We start from the raw sequence: 18,757 nt of genomic DNA on the forward strand, positions 1-18,757 counted from the left end.
CGCACGCCAGACGCACGGGGCGCTTCGGGACAATTGGGGGGAGCGCGACGGGGGTGCGCGGCCGTCCGTGTGCGACAGTCGTACGTCAGTCGTACGTCAGCCCGTATCCGATCGGGTAGAGCACGCGGGACGGATCGTCCGCCCGCTGCACCGGCACGGGCAGCCGTCCCCCGGGATCGGCCCGCCCCGCGATCACCCGTGCCGCGGCCCGCAGTTCGACATCGGTCCAGGAGTACGCGGCGAGCGCGGCACGGGCGCCGCCGAGCTGGGCGATGTCGTACGGATTGCGGATGGCGAGGACGACGACCGGGACGCCCGTCGCGATGAGCCTGGCCACCAGGGTGCGCTGGCTGCTGGTCGCCGAGACGTTGTACGTACCGACGATCACGGCGTCCTTGCCGCCGGCCGCCGCCACCGCCTCGTCGATCTTCGCCGCGGTCGGGGTGATACCGGTGGACAGCGCGGTGGCACTGAAGCCCAGTTCGGTGAAGGAGTTCGCCAGGACGGTGGTCGGTGGTCCGGTCGTGCCGGTGGGCGAGGCGGGGTCGGCGCCGACGATCAGGAGGTTGCCGTGTCCACGCCCGCTCAGTGGTAGCAGCCCGCCCTCGTTGACGAGGAGGGTGGTCGTCCGCTCGGCGATCCGGTCGGCGGCGGCGAGGTGCGCGCGGGTGCCGACGGTACGGTCCACCCCCCGGTGGGAGACGAACGGTTGGCGGAACAGCCCCAGCTTCTCCTTGAGCAGGAGGATGCGGAGGATCGATTCCTCGATGCGTGCCACGCTGATCTCGCCGCTCTTGACGGCGCTGAGGACGCCGTTCCAGGCGACGGCCAGATCCGGCGGATTGAGCAGCTGGTCGACGCCGGCCGCGAGCGCGAGCACCGGCACCCGGTGGTCGCCGTACTTGTCCCGTACGCCCTGCATATTGAGTGCGTCGGTGACGACCACGCCGTCGTAGCCGAGCTCTTCGCGCAGAATGCCGGTGAGGATGGGGCGGGAGAGCGTGGCCGGGTCGTTGCTCGGGTCCAGCGCCGGGAACTGGATGTGCGCCGTCATGATCGAGTCGATGCCGGCGGCGATCGCCGCCCGGAACGGCGGAGCGTCCGTCTCCTCCCACTGCGCGCGGGTGTGCGTGATGACAGGGATGCCCGTATGACTGTCGACGGTGGTGTCGCCGTGCCCCGGGAAGTGCTTCGACGTCGCTGCGATGCCGGAGCTCTGGTAGCCGCGGACCTGTGCGGCGACCAGACCGGCGACGGCGCGCGGGTCGGCGCCGAAGGACCGTACGCCGATGACCGGGTTGGCGGGGTTGATATTGACGTCGGCGACCGGAGCGTAGTTCTGGACGATGCCCACGGCGGCCAGTTCGGCACCCGCGATCTGTGCGGCGGTACGGGCGGCGGACCGTGATCCGCCCGCGCCCAGCGCCATCGCACCCGGCATCAGGGTGGCGGGCCTGCCCAAGCGAGCCACGATGCCGTGTTCCTGGTCGGTGGAGATCAGCAGCGGTACGGGTGTGGGCTGCGCGAGCCCGGCCCGCTGGATGCCGTTGGACAGGTCGGCGATCTGGTGCGGGTCACGGGTGTTGTGCGCCCAGATGAAGTAGATGATGCCGCCGACGTGGTACTTGGCGACCAGCTCGGCGGCGGAACGTACGCCCATCTCCGCGATGTTCAGCTCGATGTCGGCCTGGTCGGGGGCGGTGGCGGAGTGCCCGTACACCCGCATCACGAAGAGCTGGCCGATCTTCTCCTCGAGGCTCATCCGGGCGATGAGCCGCTTGAGGTGGTAGGTGGGGCGGGTGGGGGCGGCGACGACGGTACTCGCCGCCAGGGCGGTCGTGGCGCTTGCGGCGGTCGCGGCGGTCGCGGTGAGGAGAGTTCGTCTGGAAAGGCTCCGGTCGTGCATGGGTGCTCCTTCCGGCCTTGCTCGACAAGGGAGTTGAAGGAAACTTCCAAGGATTCACGGATAGCCGGAAAGTTACTGCCAGGTCAAGGGTGTGGCAACAGAAAGGACGCGCGGCGCGCGAAAGGTCACCGGGACGGGGGTCCGCCACCGGCGCTGTCGGAGGGGGCGCACCGGTGGCGGTGTGCTGCCGGCCGCAGGCGGCTGGAGAGGGGTGGTCGGCGATCGCAGCCAGCGAGGGCCGATACCGCTCTGCGGAGACTCACCAGCAGTACGGCCCGTTAGACGGGCGGGGGTGGGTAGGGGTTCCGGCGAATCGGTGATTCGGCGGAAATGGTGCGGGGGTTCCTTGCGGGGGGTGCGGGTCCCTGGCGGGTGCGTGGGCGTGACTGGCGCCGGGGGCGCGGGTTCCTTGCGGGGTGCGGGGCTTGGGGGCGGGTGCCTTGCGGGGTGCGGGTTTTGGGTGCTTGGGCGTGTCCGGTCTTGGCCGGTGGCCGTCCGGGGTCCGCTCCGGGGCTCGTGTCCGGGACTGCTTTCCTCACCGCGCTTCGCGCGAGTTGCGACGCTTTACGTCCCGGACACGACCCCTGCGCGTCCCCCTGCCAGGGGGGGGCGCTGAGCCCTCGGGTGCCCGCACCTGAGCGGTGTGAGGGGCCGCGACCCGGAGCCGCCGCCCGAACGTCCGGCCGCGGGCGGTCTTTGGCCGGTGGCTGTCCGGGGACTGCTTTCCTCACCGCGCTTCGCGCGGTGTTGCGACGCCGACCCCTGCGGGTCCCCCTGCCAGGGGGTAAGGGCGGGTCCCTCGGGTGCCCGCACCTGAGCGGTGTGAGGGGCCGCGACCCGGAGCCGCCGGAACGTCCCGCCGCGGGCGGTCTTGGGCCGGTGGCTGTCCGGGGGACCGCGCTTCGCGCGAGTTGCGACGCCGACCCCTGCGCGTCCCCCTGCCAGGGGGCGAGGGCGGGTCCCTCGGGTGCCCGCACCCGGTGGTGTGAGGGGCTGCGACCCGAAGTCGGTGGCCGTAGGTGGGTGAGGCCGCGCTGCCGGGCGGCTCGCGGCGGAGCCGCCGGAACGTCCCGTTGTGGCGTCGTGAAGCCAACTTCTGGCCTGCGGCGGGGCGCAGTCGGCGCACTCCGCGAGGTTGATGGCCCCAGACCGCCGCACCTGGGGCGTGGGGGCGCCGGCCCCCACGAATCCCTCCCCCAGGGGGCCTGGGGGCGACGCCCACAGTTTCGGGAAGGGGCGGGGTGGGGGAAGCTCCACGCCCCGTCACCGCGTCGCGACCGCCCAGTGCCGCTGGAGCGTCTCCACCGTTGCCGTGATCGCGGGGCGACGCGCCGCGCCCGTGCGCCACAGGGCGTACAGGCGGCGCTTCGGCACCGGGTCCAGGCTGACCGCCCGCACCCCCGCCGGCAGCGCTCCGCGGCCGAGGCGCGGGATCATCGCGATGCCAAGGCCTGCCGCGACCAGTGCGAGCTGGGTGTGGTATTCCTCGGCCCGGTGGGCCAGATCGGGCTCGCAGCCCGACGCCCGCAGCGTACGGACCAGCCAGTCGTGGCAGACCGTGCCGGGCGGCTGGCAGATCCAGCGCTCGCCGGCCAGCTCCTCGCGGCGTACGGACGCGCGCCCCGCCAGCGCATGCTCCTCCGGCACCAGCAGATCGCACAGGTCATCGCCGATCACCGCCTGCTCCACCCCTTCCGGCGCGGGCAGTGGTGCGATGTCCCAGTCGTGTGCGACAGCGACGTCGATCATGCCGCGGGCCACCAGGTCGATGGAGAGATGCGGGTCGACCTCGGTCATCCGGGCGTCGAGTCCGGGGTGCTCGCGGCCCAGTTCGGCGAGCACCCCCGGCAGCAGACCGCGGGCGGCGGTGGCGAAGGCGCCGATGGCGAGCCGCCCCGTCGGCAGCCCCCTGCGCTCCTCCAGTGTGGTCTCCGCGCGCTCGACGATCGCGAGCAACTCCTGTGCGGTGGACGCCAGATGACGTGCGTCGTCGGTGAGCGCCACTCCCCGGCCCTGCCGTTCCAGCAGAGTCGTGCGCGTCTCCCGCTCCAACTTGGTGATCTGCTGCGACACGGCGGACGGGGTGTACCCGAGGGCGATCGCCGCGGCGGCCACGGAACCGTGCACGGATACGGCGTGCAGCGCGCGCAGTCGTCCCAGATCGAGCATGACTGCTCTCCCTTTCGTCGGAGCCTCAGCAGGCATTCGTAAGCAACGCTCAATTCCACCATGAAGAAACCCTCGCTGGTGCTAAAGGGTCGAGGGCGGTGATCCTCGATCCATGCGTCCCGTACACATGGCACTCGCCGTCCTGGTCACCGCGGTCTGGGGAGTGAACTTCGTCGTCATCGAGCTCGGGCTCGGCCACTTCCCGCCCCTGCTCTTCTCCGCGCTCCGGTTCCTGGTCGCGGCGTTGCCGGCGGTCTTCTTCGTGGGACGCCCGAAGGTCGCCTGGAAATGGGTCGTCGGCGTCGGACTGGCCCTGGGTGTCGCCAAGTTCGGGCTGCTCTTCATCGGGATGGACCGGGGTATGCCGGCCGGCCTGTCCTCGCTCGTCCTGCAGATCCAGGCCGTCTTCACGGCGGTCTTCGCCGCCGTCGTCCTCGGTGAACGCCCGGGCAGGACAAACGTGCTGGGTATGAGCGTCGCCCTGTCCGGTATCGCCGTCGCGGCGGTCGACGAAGGTGCTTCGGGACCCGTCCTCGCCTTCGTGCTCGTCATCGCGGCCGCCGCCTGCTGGGGCGTGTCCAATGTGCTGACCCGCAAAGCGTCCCCGCCGGACGCGCTGAACTTCATGATCTGGGTGTCCACCGTGCCCGTACTGCCGCTCCTCGCGCTCTCGCTGCTCTTCGAAGGCCCGACGGCCGATCTGGACGCGCTGCGTTCGCTGGACTGGAGCGGGGCGGGAACCATCGTCTACGTCGCCTGGGGCGCCACGGTCTTCGGCTTCGGAGCCTGGGGCTTCCTGCTGCGTCGCTACCCCGCCTCCTCCGTCGCGCCCTTCTCGCTGCTGGTGCCGGTCTTCGGCATGTCCTCCGCGGCGCTGCTGCTGGACGAGTCGGTGAGCCCGCTGCGCTGGGGCGCGGCGGTCCTGCTGGTCGGCGGGGTGGCGCTGACCTCGCTGGGCGGCCGCCGTGCCCCTGCCACCCCGCGGGCGGACCTGCCGGAGCGGACCCGTGCGCTGGAGCCCTCCTGAAGCGCGAGCCTCGCCCGCGGGAGCCGACCCGACGAGCCGCGTCAGGCCAGGTTCTCCAGATACTCCCGACCGGGCGCCAGCAGCCGCGGCAGTTCCGCCGCCTGCGGATACCAGCGCTTCTCGTACTCCCAGCACAGCCATGTCTCTTCGGTGAGCGTCGCCAGGCATTCGGCGAGCGGCAGCACGCCGGTGCCGAGCGCGATCGGCGTGTGGTCCGCCGCCGAGGCGACGTCCTTGACCTGCACATAGCCGAGGAACGGGGCGACCGCGGCATGCGTCGTGGCCGGATCCTCGCCGGCGAGCCAGGGGTGCAGTACGTCCCAGAGCGCGCCCGCGTGCTTATGCCCGACCGGCCCCAGGACGCGGGACACGGCGGCGCCGGTGCGGTGCGAGTCGTGGGTCTCCAGCAGGATCCGTACGCCCAGGCCCGCCGCGGTCTCCGCGGCCGCGCCCAGTCGGCGGGCGGCGGTGGCGTCGGCAACGGCGGGGTCCTGGTCGCCGCCGCCGGGGAAGACGCGTACATACGGTGCTCCCAAGTCCCTCGCCAGCCGGAGCAGTTCGTCGATCTCCTCGCCCACCCGCTCGTCGTCCGCCGCCGCGACGCGCGCGTATCCGCAGACGGTCAGGATCTCCACGCCCGCCCGCTCGAACTCCCCGGCCACGACGGCCCGTTCCCGCACGGAGATGCCGGGATGTACCGGCTCCTCGGGGTGGGCGCGCAGCTCCACCCCCTGGTATCCGGTGTCGGCGGCGAGCCGCACCACGTCGGGGATCGGCATGCCGGGGACACCGAGCGTCGAGAACGCATACCTCACTTGATCGTTCCTTCCTGAAGGGGCAGCCGCCAGTCCTGGCCGACCAGATCCGCACCGTAGGAACGGTGCGGCTTCTCGGCGACGAGGGTGAACCCCTCCCGCTGGTAGATCCGGCGGGCCCCGGCCAGTACGTCATTGGTCCACAGCACCAGTTCCCGGTACCCCACGTCGCGCGCGAAGTCCACGACGCGGCGGACCAGCTGATCGCCGAGGCCATGACCACGGGCCTCCGGCTCGACGAGCAGGAGCCGCAGCCGGGCGGTGGCGGGCGCGTCGTCCCGTACGCACATGACCGAGCCCACCGGACGCCCGTCCAGCTCGGCGATCCACACCCGCTCCAGATGGGGATCGTGGTCCTGTGCGAAGTCCGCGACGATCCGGGCGACGAGGCCCTCGAAGTCGGCGTTCCAGCCGTACTCGGTGGCGTACAGCGCGCCGTGCCGCTGCACGATCCAGCCGAGGTCGCCGGGACCCGGATCGCGCAGCACCGGGCCGTCGCGGTACGCGGGCCGGCCGCGGCCGAGGATCTCGCGTACGGTCCGCATCGCCACGGCCAGCCGCGGCCGCTCGTCCGACGGCACCTTGGAGAGCATCGCCCCGACGGCCTCCCGCGACCGCTCGTCGAGGAGGGCCGCGGCCTCTCGCCCGCGGGTGGTGAGGGTTATCCGCTGCCGCCGCGGATCGAGATCGGAAGGCGCCCGCACGACCAGCCCGTCCCGCTCGAACTTGGCCAGCAGCCGACTCAAGTAGCCCGCGTCGAGCGAGAGTTCGGCGCGCAGGTCGGCGGCGTCGGTACGGGGGCTGTGGGCGAGTTCGTACAGCACACGCGATTCGGTCAGCGTGTACGGGGTGTAGAGGTGCTTGCTGTAGTCGAGCGCGCCGATGAGGTTGGTGTAGAAACGGTTGAAGGCGCGGATTTCATGGATCGGCATGAGCTGCTCCGAGCTTTTCCCTTGACTGAGTCAACGGTACGGCGGGGTCCCGGCCCCCGCAAGGGCTGAGCTGCCCCTTCGCTATTCGCGGTCGCGCCGGCCGCGCCAGCTGGTGAACAGACCCACGCCCACCCCCGTCACGGCGGCGAAGGCCTCCGGCCCGGTGGCGATATAGACGACCGTCGCCAGGGCGATCAGGCACAGGAGCGCGATCAGGTCGAGAGTGCTGTTGTTGTTCGTCATGGATCCAGTGCACGGGGCCGCCCGGCCGTCCCCACCACGGGACGAACGAACCCGCAGAGAGGCGTACATGCGGCGGTGTTCGGGCAAGTACGTCGTCGTCCGGTGGCGCGGACCCTAGCCTGTTGCCTGTGGCACAGGGAGACGACGAACTCACTCAGGCGCTGGCCGAACTCGCCCACGACCTCACCGTTCTGCGGATCGAGCACGGCAATCCCTCCCTCCGGGTGATCGAGCGCCACGCGCCGCCGAGCCGTCCGCTGTCGGCGTCCGCGGTCAGCGAGGTGCTCACCGGCAAGCGGCTGCCGGGCCTCGACTTCCTGATGGCCCTGGTGCAGACCCTGATGGCTCACGACGGCCGCCGACGCTCCGTCACGCGACAGGATCCGGAGCTCGAGGTGTGGCGCTCGCGCTGGCGAGAACTCCAGCTGTTGCAGACCACGAGCAAGCGTGCCCAGGGCAGTTCGCCGGCCGAGGCCGAGGCCGAGGCCGACGGGACGGAGCAGCAGCCGGACCGGGCGGAGCAGCGGGACCGGGCGGACCCGCCGGAGCGGGCAGAGCGGCCAGTAGCGGGTGGAGAGACCGTGAGCGACCCACGAGAAGTGCGCATCTTCGTTGCCATGCCGGGGTCCACGATGGGCGAAGCGGCTGCCTGGTCGAGCATCCCGGAGATCAGGAGACGCCTCCTGGAACCCGTCGCCGAGCGCATCGGCGAACACCTGGGGCGCCGCACCGCACTCGTCATCGAGAAGGAGAAGACGGCGACCGGTGCCATCCACCGTTCCATGTTCTCCGAGGCGTTCGACGCCGATGTCTACATCGCCGACCTCAGCGGTGCCAACGCCAACGTCTATCTGGAGCTCGGGGTCCGCTGGGCGCTGCGGGACGGTGTCACCATCCCCATCTGCCAGAACGTGGGCGACGTCAGATTCAACGCCTCCTCGAGCCGGGTCATCCCGTACGGTCCGATGCCGGACGAGCTGGAGGAGTCGATCCGCCAGATCACCGAGGCGGCCGTGGGCGGACTGAGGAGCCCGTCGCGGGTGGACAGCCCGGTCCGCGACGGCGCGGCCTTCATGCTCATCACGCGGGCCGAACACGACTCCCTCCAGGAGGAGATCCGCAGCCTCCGTGAGCAACAGGGTGAGGATCTGATCGGGGCTGCCCTGAAGAGTCCTTCGCGGGCCCGCCGTATCGAACTGCTTCAGCAGGCGGTCTCCCGCAACCCGGCCGGCTGGCGGGCCCACTTCGAGCTGGGCGTGGCGCTGCGCAAGGAGGGGCGGTACGAGGAGGCCGAGGCGCCTTTGAAGGTGTCCGCCCAGCTGAAGGAGGACTTCGCTCCGGCCTGGCGGGAGATCGGTCTCACGCTGAGCAAGAGAGGTACGTCGGACGAGGCGGCCGTCGAGGCGTTCGACCGGGCCGTCGCGCTGGACGACCAGGACTCCGAGACCTGGGCGACGCTCGGCGGCCTCCACCGCAGGCTCGCCCGGAAGGGCGGCGGACAAGGGGCCTTCGACACCGCCCTGTTGGAGCGCTCACTCTCCTGCTACCAGAAGGCAAGCAGACTCAGCGGAAACAGCACCTATCCGCTGATGAACGTGGCAAGGATCGAACTCCTCCTGGCGGGGTTGCGCAGGACGGACACCGCCCCCGCGCTCCGACGCTTCGGACAGTTGGAACACCTGGCGCTCTTCGCGGTGCAGGACACCGGATCGAACGACTCGTGGCCGCTGTTCGACCTGGCGGACACACTGCTGCTGACCGGTCGTGGGGCGGAGGGGCTGGCAGCGCTGCGCAAGGGCGTCGCGCTGGTCCCGCAGGAAGAGCGCGACGCCGTTCTGAGCTCGGTGATCGAACCCCTCCAGGACGTTCTGTCGGTCGACGGCCTGCTGGCGCCCGACGCGGCCGACGCGGTGCGCCGGGCTGTCGAGGAGTGCTCGCTCGCCATCGATCAGTAGCCCGCGCCTCAACCGCTCCGGCGCCGGCTCCGGTCGCGATGGTGCCGCGCTCGCTCATCCGGCTCCCGCGCTGGTCGCCATGGTGCCGCGCTCCCTCATCCGGCTGCGGCGCCGGTCGCGACGGTGCCGCGCTCCCTCACCCGGCTCCCGCGCTCACCTTTTCCCGGGCGGGGCCGTCGACGCCCGTGCCATCAGCTCCGCGCCGATCGTCGCGATGCCCCCAGGCGGCGGCGCCTCCTTGCCCATCGCCAGCCGGCCCGCCCGCGCCCCCGCCTCGTACAGCGGCAGTCGTACGGTCGTCAGCGCGGGCACCGCGTCCACCGAGAACGGGAGGTCGTCGAAGCCGGCCACCGAGATGTCCTCCGGGATGCGCAGGCCCTGGTCGCGCAGGGCCGCGCAGGCGCCCAGTGCGACCGTGTCGTTGGCGGCCACGATCGCCGTCAACCCCGGTTCGCGGCGGAGCAGTTCGAGTGCCGCGTCATAGCCGGAGCGGCGGGCGTACGGACCGTGCACGGTGAGCCGGTCTTGGTTCTCGTCGAGTCCCGCGGCGGCCAGCGCGGCCCGGTGGCCCTCCAGGCGGTGGCGCGTCGTGGTGCGCTCCGCGGGCCCCGCGACGTATCCGATCGTGCGGTGACCCAGCGCGAGCAGATGCTCGGTGAGCCGCCGTCCGCCGCCCCGGTTGTCGAAGGCGAGCGCGGCGGCGATGGCGTCGCTGCCGGGCAGCGGCGGCCGCCCGCAGAGCACCACGATGGTGCCGGCGTCCGCGAGCCTCGCCAGTTTCGAGGTCATCGCCGCGATGTGGCCCGGGTCCTCCAGCGCGCCGCCGGTCAGCACCACGGCCGCGGCCCGCTGCCGCTGGAGCAGGGTGAGATAGGTCAGCTCGCGCTCCGGTGAACCCCCGGTGTTGCAGACGACGGCCAGCTTCTCGCCGCCGGCCCGTCCGGCCCCTTCCTGGCTGCCGATCTCGCTCTGGGCGGCTCCGGCCATGATCCCGAAGAACGGGTCGGCGATGTCGTTGACGAGGATGCCGACCAGGTCGGAGGTGGCCGCGGCGAGCGAGCTCGCGGGGCCGTTCAGTACGTAGTCGAGCTCGTCGACCGCGCGCAGCACCCGTTCCCGCGTGGACGCGGCGACCGGGTAGTTGCCGTTCAGCACACGGGAGACGGTGGCCGGGGACACCCGGGCGCGGGCCGCCACATCCGCCAGGGTGACTGTCATCGCTTTCCTCCGCGGGAGATGGAACCGAGCCCTTGTCCGGGCCACTGTCGGCAGGCTAGCTTCATACCGTGTAGAAAGCGCTTGCTACTGTCAAATCGAGGGAATTCGGAACCATCGAGGGGACATGGAGGCAACTTCGTGACACTCAGGACAGTGCGGATCGCCATGAACGGCGTCACGGGCCGGATGGGATACCGCCAGCATCTGGTGCGCTCCCTCCTCGCGATCCGCGAACAGGGCGGCCTCGACCTCCGGGACGGCGATCTGCTCTGGCCCGAGCCGGTCCTCGTCGGCCGCCGCGCGCACGCGCTGCGTGAGATCGCCGAACGGCACGGCCTCTCGCACTGGTCGACCGACCTCGACGCCGTACTCGCCGACGACAGCGTCGACATCTACTTCGACGCGCAGCTCACCTCCGCCCGCGTCGCCTCGGTCAAGCGGGCCATCGCCGCCGGCAAGCACATCTACACCGAGAAGCCGACCGCGACCGACCTGGCCGGCGCACTGGAGCTGGCCCGCCTCGCCGAGGCCGCCGGCGTCAGACACGGCGTCGTACAGGACAAGATCTTCCTGCCGGGGCTGCTGAAACTGAAGCGGCTGGTGGACGGCGGCTTCTTCGGCGAGATTCTGTCCCTGCGCGGCGAGTTCGGATACTGGGTCTTCGAGGGCGACTGGCAGGGGGCGCAGCGCCCGAGCTGGAACTACCGCAGCGAGGACGGCGGCGGCATCGTCGTCGACATGTTCCCGCACTGGGAGTACGTACTGCACGAGCTGTTCGGCCGGGTGACGAGTGTGACGGCGCAGGTCGCCACGCATGTCCCGCAGCGCTGGGACGAGCGCGGCAAGCCGTACGCCGCGACCGCCGACGACTCCGCGTACGGCATCTTCCGGCTGGAGGGCGGGGCCGTCGCCCAGATCAACTCCTCCTGGGCGGTACGCGTGAACCGCGACGAACTGGTGGAGTTCCAGGTGGACGGCACCCACGGCTCGGCTGTCGCGGGCCTGCGCCGCTGCCGCGTCCAGCACCGCTCCGCCACCCCGAAGCCTGTGTGGAACCCCGACCTGCCCGCGACCGAATCCTTCCGTGACCAGTGGCAGGAGGTGCCGGACAACACGGAGTTCGAGAACGGCTTCAAGGCGCAGTGGGAGCTGTTTCTGCGCCATGTCGCCCTCGGTGAGCCGTACCACTGGGACCTGCTGGCGGGCGCCCGTGGTGTGCAGCTCGCCGAGCTGGGCCTGAAGTCCTCGGCCGAGGGCCGCCGGTTCGACGTACCGGAGCTGTCGCTGTGACGATCAGGCTCCTGCACGGGGTGTACGAACCCCGCACCGAACCGGCCGTGTTCGCCGCGGGAGACACGCCGCTCACCTCTCGCACAGTCTTCTCGGCAGCGCATGTCGTCGCCGACCCGTACGCCGATACGTCGTGGGGGTCGCCCGCCGCCGTGGACTGGGACGCGACGCTCGCCTTCCGCCGCCATCTGTGGGCGCACGGACTCGGCGTGGCGGAGGCGATGGACACGGCGCAGCGCGGGATGGGCCTGGACTGGGCGGGCGCGGCGGAGCTGATCCGGCGCTCGGCGGCGGAGGCGAAGGCGGTGGGCGGCGCGATCGCGTGCGGTGCCGGCACGGATCAGCTGACGGGGCCCGCCGACCTGATGGCGGTCCGCGCCGCGTACGAGGAACAGCTCGCGCTCGTCGAGGAGACGGGCGCGCGGGCGATCCTGATGGCATCCCGTGCCCTGGCCGCGGCGGCCCGTACTCCGGACGACTACCTGGACCTCTACTCCCATCTGCTGCGCCAGGTGTCCGAGCCGGTGATCCTGCACTGGCTGGGGCCGATGTTCGACCCGGCGCTCGGGGGCTACTGGGGCTCCCCCGACCTGGACGCGGCCACCTCGGTCCTCCTTGACGTCATTCACGCCCATCCGGACAAGATCGACGGCATCAAGATCTCGCTGCTGGACGCCCGGCGCGAGATCGACCTGCGCCGGCGACTCCCCGAAGGTGTGCGGTGCTATACCGGCGACGACTTCAACTACCCCGAACTGATCGCGGGCGACGACCGCGGCTTCAGCCATGCGCTGCTCGGGATCTTCGACCCGCTGGGCCCGTTGGCGGCGCACGCGGTACGGGCGCTCGACACAGGTGATGTCTGCGGCTTCCGTGAACGCCTCGACCCGACGGTCGGGTTGTCCCGCCATCTCTTCCAGCCGCCGACGCGCTTCTACAAGACGGGTGTGGTGCTGCTGGCCTGGCTGGCCGGACACCAGTCGCACTTCACGATGGTGGGCGGCCTGCAGTCGGCGCGCTCGCTGCCGCACCTCTGCCGGGCCTACGAACTGGCGGACGGGCTCGGCCTGTTCCCGGACCCGGTGCTGGCCCAGTCCCGTATGAAATCCCTGCTGAACATGTACGGAGTCGCCCAGTGACCGGTGAGAGTGTACGGAGTCGCCCAGCGACCGGTGAGTATGTACGGAGTCGCCCAGTGACCGGTGAACATGGACGGAGCCGCCCAGTGACCGGTCCGGATGCCGTCGACCTGACGCGCTTCAGCATCAACCAGATGACGGTGAAGCAGCTCACCCTCCCCGAACTCGTCGACTCCTGTGCGGTGTTCGGCATTCCGGGGATGGGGCTGTGGCGCGAACCGGTGCGGGCGTACGGGGTCGAGGCGGCGGCGAAGCTCGTACGGGACGCGGGGCTGGCGGTCACAAGTCTGTGCCGTGGCGGCTTTCTCACGGCGATCGAGGCGGCTGAGCGGGCGCGCGCGCTGGACGACAACCGCGCGGCGATCGACGAGGCGGCGACGCTCGGCACGGACACGCTGGTCCTGGTCTCGGGCGGACTTCCGCCGGGCAGCCGGGACTTGGCGGCGGCGCGGTCACGTATCGCGGACGCGCTCGCCGTGCTGGCTCCTTACGCGGGGGAGCGGGGCGTACGGCTGGCGATCGAGCCGCTGCACCCGATGTACGCGGCGGACCGGTGCGTGGTCTCCACGCTGACGCAGGCGCTGGACCTCGCCGAGCGTTTCCCGGCGTCGCAGGTGGGCGTGGTGGTGGACACGTACCACATCTGGTGGGACGACACGGCCCCGGCGGCGGTGGCGCGGGCGGGCTCGTCGGGCCGGATCCACGCATTCCAACTGGCGGACTGGACGACGCCGTTGCCGGCGGGGGTGCTGGACGGGCGGGGCCAGATCGGGGACGGGGCGATCGACCTGCGGGAGTGGCGGGAACGGGTGGACGGGGCGGGGTACGGGGGCGCGATCGAGGTGGAGCTGTTCAACGGGGGGCTGTGGGCGCGGGACGGGGTGGAGGTACTGGGGGAAACGGTGATGCGGTACGGGGAGCATGTGCTGTAGGGGAGTGGGTGCCTGGCGGGGTGGGTGCTCGCGGGGCGGTCCCTTGCGGGTGCCGTGGTCCCGGTGTGGGTTCCCTGCCGGGTGCGTGGGCGTGCTCGGTCTCCGGAGGGTGCGGGTCCCTGGCGGGTGCGTGGGCGTGACCGGCGCCGGGGGCGGGTTCCTTGCGGGGTGGGGGGCTTGGGTGCGGGTTCCTTGCGGGGTGCGGGTTTTGGGTGCTTGGGCGTGGCCGGTCTTGGCCGGTGGTCGTCCGGGGTCCGCTCCGGGGCTCGTGTCCGGGACTGCTTTCCTCACCGCGCTTCGCGCGAGTTGCGACGCTTTACGTCCCGGACACGACCCCTGCGCGTCCCCCTGCCAGGGGCGGGCGCTGAGCCCTCGGGTGCCCGCACCTGAGCGGTGTGAGGGGCCGCGACCCGGAGCCGCCGGAACGTCCCGCCGCGGGCGGTCTTGGGACGGTGGCTGTCCGGGGACTGCTTTCCTCACAGCGCTGCGCGCGAGTTGCGACGCCGACCCCTGCGCGTCCCCCTGCCAAGGGCGGGCGCTGGGCCCTCGGGTGCCCGCACCCGGTGATGTGAGGGGGCTGAGGCCACGCTGCCGGGCGGCTCGCGGTGCTGCCGCCGGAACGTCCCGTTGTGGCGGCGTGAAGTTGCCGCGCTGGGCGCGTGGGGCAGCAACCCCAACCTCTGGCCTGCGGCGGAGCGCAGCCGGCGCACCGCGGCGCGGAGCTGCCGATCCGGGGGCGTGGGGGCGCCGGCCCCCACGAACCCTCCCCCAGGGGGCCTGGGGGCATCGCCCACAGTTTCGGGAAGGGGCGGGGTGGGGGAACTCCACGCCCCGCACCCCCGGGGCACCCGCACCCCACGCTGGGCCGGAACGCCCAGGATGAGACCGCTTTGTCGGCTTCCGGAACTCCGGAAAAATAACTGCCCGAAGTCGTACAACCCTTTCCGCGTGACGCGGGTCTACCTGTCATCAAAGCTCCCGGGGAGGGATCTGGGGGGATCAGGGAGCTTTGACGGAGGGGGAGTGCGAGGGGCCCGGTCGATCGGCCGGGCCCCCTTGACTGGCCGGGGCCCGCGACGGGCCCGAGTTGTCCACAGGCCCTCCGCATTGTCGGACCCCGGCGGTAGCGTCGGATCATGTCCAATCCAGCAGTGCTCGAAGGCGTCCTCGAGCGGATCACCTATGCCAACGAGGAGAACGGCTACACGGTCGCCCGGGTCGACACGGGACGCGGCAGTGATCTCCTCACGGTGGTCGGCTCGCTGCTCGGCGCGCAGCCGGGCGAGTCGCTGCGTATGGAGGGCCGTTGGGGCTCCCACCCCCAGTACGGCAAGCAGTTCACCGTGGAGAACTACACGACCGTCCTGCCGGCCACGATCCAGGGCATCCGCCGCTATCTCGGCTCGGGCCTGATCAAGGGAATCGGCCCCAAGATCGCCGAGCGCATCGTCGAGCACTTCGGCATCGACACGCTCGACATCATCGAGCAGCAGCCCGAGAAGCTCATCGAGGTCCCCGGACTCGGCCCGAAGCGGACGAAGTTGATCGGCGTGGCCTGGGAGGAGCAGAAGGCCATCAAGGAGGTCATGGTCTTCCTGCAGGGGGTCGGCGTCTCCACGTCCATCGCGGTGCGCATCTACAAGAAGTACGAGGACGCCTCGATCTCGGTCGTGAAGAACCAGCCGTACCGCCTCGCCGCCGACGTCTGGGGCATCGGCTTCCTCACCGCCGACAAGATCGCGCAGGCGGTCGGCATACCGCACGACAGCCCGGAGCGGGTCAAGGCGGGGCTGCAGTACGCCCTGTCGCAGTCCACCGACCAAGGGCACTGTTTCCTGCCCGAGGAGCAGTTGATCAGCGACGCGGTGAAGCTGCTCCAGGTGGACACCGGCCTTGTCATCGAGTGTCTCGCCGAGCTCGCGGGCGAGGAGGAAGGGGTCGTACGGGAGAAGGTGCCGGCGCCGGATGGCGGCGAGCCGGTCGCCGCGGTGTATCTGGTGCCCTTCCACCGGGCCGAGATCTCCCTCTCCGCCCAGCTGCGTCGGCTGTTGGGAGCCGCCGAGGACCGGATGCCCGGCTTCCAGGACGTCGTCTGGGACAAGGCGCTGGCCTGGCTCGTGGAGCGTACGGGCGCGGAGCTCGCGCCCGAGCAGGAGGCGGCGGTCAGGCTCGCGCTCACCAAGAAGGTCGCCGTGCTGACCGGCGGTCCCGGCTGCGGCAAGTCGTTCACGGTCCGCTCCATCGTGGAGCTGGCCCGGGCCAGGAAGGCGAAGGTGGTGCTGGCCGCACCGACCGGACGCGCGGCCAAACGGCTCGCCGAACTCACCGGCGCCGAGGCGTCCACCGTGCACCGGCTGCTCGAACTCAGGCCCGGCGGCGACGCGGCGTACGACAGGGACCGGCCGCTCGACGCGGATCTGGTGGTGGTCGACGAGGCGTCCATGCTCGATCTGCTCCTCGCCAACAAGCTGGTCAAGGCCGTTTCCCCCGGCGCCCATCTGCTGCTGGTGGGGGATGTGGACCAGCTGCCCAGCGTCGGCGCCGGCGAGGTGCTGCGCGACCTGCTCGCCGACGGCGGGCCCGTACCGAACGTCCGGCTGACCCGGATCTTCCGCCAGGCCCAGCAGTCGGGTGTCGTCACCAACGCCCACCGCATCAACTCCGGTGTCCAGCCCATCACTTCGGGTCTCTCCGACTTCTTCCTCTTTGTGGAGGACGAGACGGAGGACGCGGGAAAGCTCACGGTGGACGTGGCGGCCCGCCGCATCCCCGCCAGGTTCGGCCTGGATCCGCGGCGCGATGTGCAGGTGCTGGCGCCCATGCACCGCGGCCCGGCGGGCGCCGGCACGCTCAACGGTCTGCTCCAGCAGGCGATTACGCCCGCCAGGCCCGACCTTCCGGAGAAGCGCCTGGGCGGCCGTGTCTTCCGCGTCGGCGACAAGGTCACCCAGATTCGCAACAATTACGAGAAGGGAAAGAACGGCGTCTTCAACGGCACGGTCGGCGTGGTCACCTCGCTCCAGCTGGACGACCAGCGGCTGACGGTGCTGACGGACGAGGACGAGGAGATTCCGTACGACTTCGACGAGCTGGACGAGCTGGCCCATGCCTACGCCGTGACCATCCACCGCTCACAGGGCAGCGAATACCCGGCGGTCGTGATCCCGGTCACGACCGGGGCCTGGATGATGCTCCAGCGGAACCTCCTCTATACCGCCGTCACCCGGGCCAAGAAACTCGTCGTGCTGGTCGGCTCCCGTAAGGCGATCGGGCAGGCGGTGCGCACTGTTTCCGCAGGCAGACGCTTTACCGCGCTCGACCACCGGCTGACCGGCGGCTGAGCGGGATTCGCTGCGCCGGCCGGGTGTGACACCTGGGGCCCGTGGGGTGGCGAACGGCACCCCTGGCTTCCGGAAGCGGGGCGAAGGGGGCAAGATGAGCAGGTTGGCGGCACTGAGTGCCGCCAATAGGCCCAATGGTCGACCCCGAGTGCACTCTCCTGAGCCAAATGGGGGATGGTAGAGACAGTCAGGGCACCTCGAAGAAGAGGCACTACGTCGGTGAGGGATGACGTGAGCGACAACTCTGTAGTACTGCGGTACGCGGACGGTGAACACACCTACCCGGTGGTCGAGAGCACCGTCGGCGACAAGGGCTTCGACATCGGGAAGCTCCGAGCCCAGACCGGTCTGGTGACCCTGGACAGTGGATACGGCAATACAGCCGCCTACAAATCCGCGATCACCTACCTCGACGGCGAGCAGGGCATCCTGCGATACCGCGGCTACCCGATCGAGCAGCTGGCCGAGCGTTCCACCTTCCTCGAGGTGGCGTACCTGCTGATCAACGGCGAGCTTCCGACAGTCGACGAGCTGTCGGCCTTCAAGAGCGAGATCACCCAGCACACGCTGCTGCACGAGGACGTCAAGCGGTTCTACGGCGGATTCCCGCGGGACGCCCATCCGATGGCGATGCTGTCCTCCGTGGTCAGCGCGCTGTCCACGTTCTATCAGGACAGCCACAATCCGTTCGACGAGAAGCAGCGTCATCTCTCCACGGTCCGGCTGCTCGCCAAGCTGCCGACGATCGCGGCGTACGCCTACAAGAAGTCGATCGGCCATCCCTTCGTCTACCCGCGCAATGACCTCGGGTACGTGGAGAACTTCCTGCGGATGACCTTCTCGGTCCCCGCGCAGGAGTACGACCTGGACCCGGTTGTGGTGTCGGCGCTCGACAAGCTGCTGATTCTGCACGCGGACCACGAGCAGAACTGTTCGACCTCCACCGTGCGTCTGGTCGGTTCCTCGCAGGCGAACATGTTCGCCTCGATCTCCGCCGGCATCAGCGCCCTGTGGGGCCCGCTGCACGGTGGCGCCAACCAGTCGGTGCTGGAGATGCTCGAGGGCATCCAGACCAACGGCGGCGACGTCGACTCCTTCATCCGCAAGGTGAAGGACAAGGAGGACGGCGTCCGCCTGATGGGCTTCGGCCACCGCGTCTACAAGAGCTTCGACCCCCGGGCGAAGATCATCAAGGCGGCGGCGCACGATGTCCTCTCGGCACTCGGCAAGTCCGACGAGCTGCTCGACATCGCGCTCAAGCTGGAGGAGCACGCGCTCTCCGACGACTACTTCGTCTCGCGCAACCTCTACCCGAACGTGGACTTCTACACCGGCCTGATCTACCGGGCGATGGGCTTCCCGACCGAGATGTTCACCGTGCTCTTCGCCATCGGCCGGCTGCCCGGCTGGATCGCCCAGTGGCACGAGATGATCAAGGAGCCGGGGTCCCGTATCGGCCGCCCGCGCCAGATCTACACCGGCGAGGTCCTGCGCGACTTCGTGCCGGTCGAGGCTCGCTGACACCCGTACGTATGCGTGTCCGCGCCCGGTAACCGGCGCGGACAGCGGAAAGCGCCCCGCTGCCGATCCCCCCACGGGTCGGCGGGCGGGGCGCTTCCCATTTCCCCGGAGCGGATTCCCCCCACGGGATCCGGCCGGGCGTCTGCTGACCGCAGAAGCTCCTCACGCGGTCTGCCGGGGTACGTACGGGAGGGCCGCTCAAAGCTCCCCGGGCACGTGCCCCGGCCAACGCTTGCCTGGGACGTCCCCCAAGACATCCCATGAACGTC

The 18,757-nt window shown here is 70.7% G+C and carries 12 protein-coding genes and 1 pseudogene; 7 read left to right on the plus strand and 6 right to left on the minus strand.

Annotation, left to right across the window (positions count from 1 at the left end):
- Positions 1–85 precede the first annotated feature (85 nt).
- Both ACWDZ6_RS00355 and ACWDZ6_RS00360 read right to left on the minus strand, forming a co-directional pair.
- Positions 86–1,906 (minus strand): glycoside hydrolase family 3 protein, encoded by a 1,821-nt coding sequence (locus tag ACWDZ6_RS00355; RefSeq protein ID WP_451501062.1) that lies wholly within the window; start codon positions 1,904–1,906, stop codon positions 86–88.
- 1,263 nt (positions 1,907–3,169) lie between these two features.
- Entirely contained in the window at positions 3,170–4,075 is a 906-nt protein-coding gene (locus ACWDZ6_RS00360) for a LysR family transcriptional regulator (protein ID WP_451501063.1), read from the minus strand.
- Between the two features lie 112 nt (positions 4,076–4,187).
- On the opposite strand from ACWDZ6_RS00360, the gene ACWDZ6_RS00365 reads away from it, so the two are divergent.
- The gene (locus ACWDZ6_RS00365) at positions 4,188–5,102 is read left to right on the plus strand and encodes an EamA family transporter (protein WP_451501064.1); all 915 of its coding nucleotides are present in this window, start codon (positions 4,188–4,190) and stop codon (positions 5,100–5,102) included.
- Positions 5,103–5,143: 41 nt separating this feature from the next.
- Here ACWDZ6_RS00365 and ACWDZ6_RS00370 read toward each other — a convergent pair whose 3' ends face one another.
- The 3 genes from ACWDZ6_RS00370 to ACWDZ6_RS00380 all read right to left on the minus strand — a co-directional run bounded on the left by ACWDZ6_RS00370 (position 5,144) and on the right by ACWDZ6_RS00380 (position 7,092).
- Positions 5,144–5,917, minus strand: a complete 774-nt coding sequence (locus tag ACWDZ6_RS00370; protein WP_451501065.1) for a sugar phosphate isomerase/epimerase family protein — start codon at positions 5,915–5,917, stop codon at positions 5,144–5,146.
- Positions 5,914–6,849: a bifunctional helix-turn-helix transcriptional regulator/GNAT family N-acetyltransferase gene (locus ACWDZ6_RS00375; RefSeq protein ID WP_451501066.1), complete on the minus strand. Its 936-nt coding sequence runs from the start codon at positions 6,847–6,849 to the stop codon at positions 5,914–5,916. The genes ACWDZ6_RS00370 and ACWDZ6_RS00375 overlap by 4 nt, the downstream gene beginning before the upstream one ends.
- 81 nt (positions 6,850–6,930) lie before the next feature.
- Positions 6,931–7,092 (minus strand): hypothetical protein, encoded by a 162-nt coding sequence (locus ACWDZ6_RS00380; protein WP_326650010.1) that lies wholly within the window; start codon positions 7,090–7,092, stop codon positions 6,931–6,933.
- A 128-nt stretch (positions 7,093–7,220) separates the two neighbouring features.
- Between ACWDZ6_RS00380 and ACWDZ6_RS00385 the strand changes: the two genes are divergently transcribed.
- Positions 7,221–9,047 (plus strand): tetratricopeptide repeat protein, encoded by a 1,827-nt coding sequence (locus ACWDZ6_RS00385; RefSeq protein ID WP_451501067.1) that lies wholly within the window; start codon positions 7,221–7,223, stop codon positions 9,045–9,047.
- Between the two features lie 153 nt (positions 9,048–9,200).
- On the opposite strand, the gene ACWDZ6_RS00390 is transcribed toward ACWDZ6_RS00385, so the two are convergent.
- Positions 9,201–10,265: a LacI family DNA-binding transcriptional regulator gene (locus tag ACWDZ6_RS00390; protein WP_451501068.1), complete on the minus strand. Its 1,065-nt coding sequence runs from the start codon at positions 10,263–10,265 to the stop codon at positions 9,201–9,203.
- Positions 10,266–10,403: 138 nt separating this feature from the next.
- Here ACWDZ6_RS00390 and ACWDZ6_RS00395 point away from each other — a divergent pair, with 138 nt between their 5' ends.
- From ACWDZ6_RS00395 to ACWDZ6_RS00415, 5 genes and pseudogenes are all read left to right on the plus strand, one after another.
- Positions 10,404–11,555 (plus strand): Gfo/Idh/MocA family protein, encoded by a 1,152-nt coding sequence (locus ACWDZ6_RS00395; RefSeq protein ID WP_451501069.1) that lies wholly within the window; start codon positions 10,404–10,406, stop codon positions 11,553–11,555.
- Positions 11,552–12,694, plus strand: coding sequence for a dihydrodipicolinate synthase family protein (locus ACWDZ6_RS00400; RefSeq protein WP_451501070.1), 1,143 nt, complete (start codon positions 11,552–11,554; stop codon positions 12,692–12,694). Before ACWDZ6_RS00395 ends, ACWDZ6_RS00400 begins: the two co-directional genes overlap by 4 nt.
- Positions 12,695–12,828: 134 nt before the next feature.
- Positions 12,829–13,626 (plus strand): sugar phosphate isomerase/epimerase family protein, encoded by a 798-nt coding sequence (locus tag ACWDZ6_RS00405; protein WP_451501449.1) that lies wholly within the window; start codon positions 12,829–12,831, stop codon positions 13,624–13,626.
- A 1,136-nt stretch (positions 13,627–14,762) separates the two neighbouring features.
- Positions 14,763–16,964: pseudogene (gene recD2, locus ACWDZ6_RS00410) on the plus strand (SF1B family DNA helicase RecD2); the annotation flags it as partial.
- A gap of 234 nt (positions 16,965–17,198) precedes the next feature.
- Entirely contained in the window at positions 17,199–18,488 is a 1,290-nt protein-coding gene (locus ACWDZ6_RS00415) for a citrate synthase (RefSeq protein ID WP_366730709.1), read from the plus strand.
- The last annotated feature ends 269 nt before the right edge of the window (positions 18,489–18,757 follow it).

The sequence above is a fragment of the Streptomyces sp. NPDC002926 genome, assembly GCF_053591755.1.

What these genes read in the sequence shown, in the direction of transcription:
- ACWDZ6_RS00355 (WP_451501062.1), bottom strand. Translation starts at nt 1,906, where the DNA reads ATGCACGACCGGAGCCTTTCCAGACGAACTCTCCTCACCGCGACCGCC.
- ACWDZ6_RS00360 (WP_451501063.1), bottom strand. Translation starts at nt 4,075, where the DNA reads ATGCTCGATCTGGGACGACTGCGCGCGCTGCACGCCGTATCCGTGCAC.
- ACWDZ6_RS00365 (WP_451501064.1), top strand. Translation starts at nt 4,188, where the DNA reads ATGCGTCCCGTACACATGGCACTCGCCGTCCTGGTCACCGCGGTCTGG.
- ACWDZ6_RS00375 (WP_451501066.1), bottom strand. Translation starts at nt 6,849, where the DNA reads ATGCCGATCCATGAAATCCGCGCCTTCAACCGTTTCTACACCAACCTC.
- ACWDZ6_RS00380 (WP_326650010.1), bottom strand. Translation starts at nt 7,092, where the DNA reads ATGACGAACAACAACAGCACTCTCGACCTGATCGCGCTCCTGTGCCTG.
- ACWDZ6_RS00390 (WP_451501068.1), bottom strand. Translation starts at nt 10,265, where the DNA reads ATGACAGTCACCCTGGCGGATGTGGCGGCCCGCGCCCGGGTGTCCCCG.
- ACWDZ6_RS00405 (WP_451501449.1), top strand. Translation starts at nt 12,829, where the DNA reads ATGACGGTGAAGCAGCTCACCCTCCCCGAACTCGTCGACTCCTGTGCG.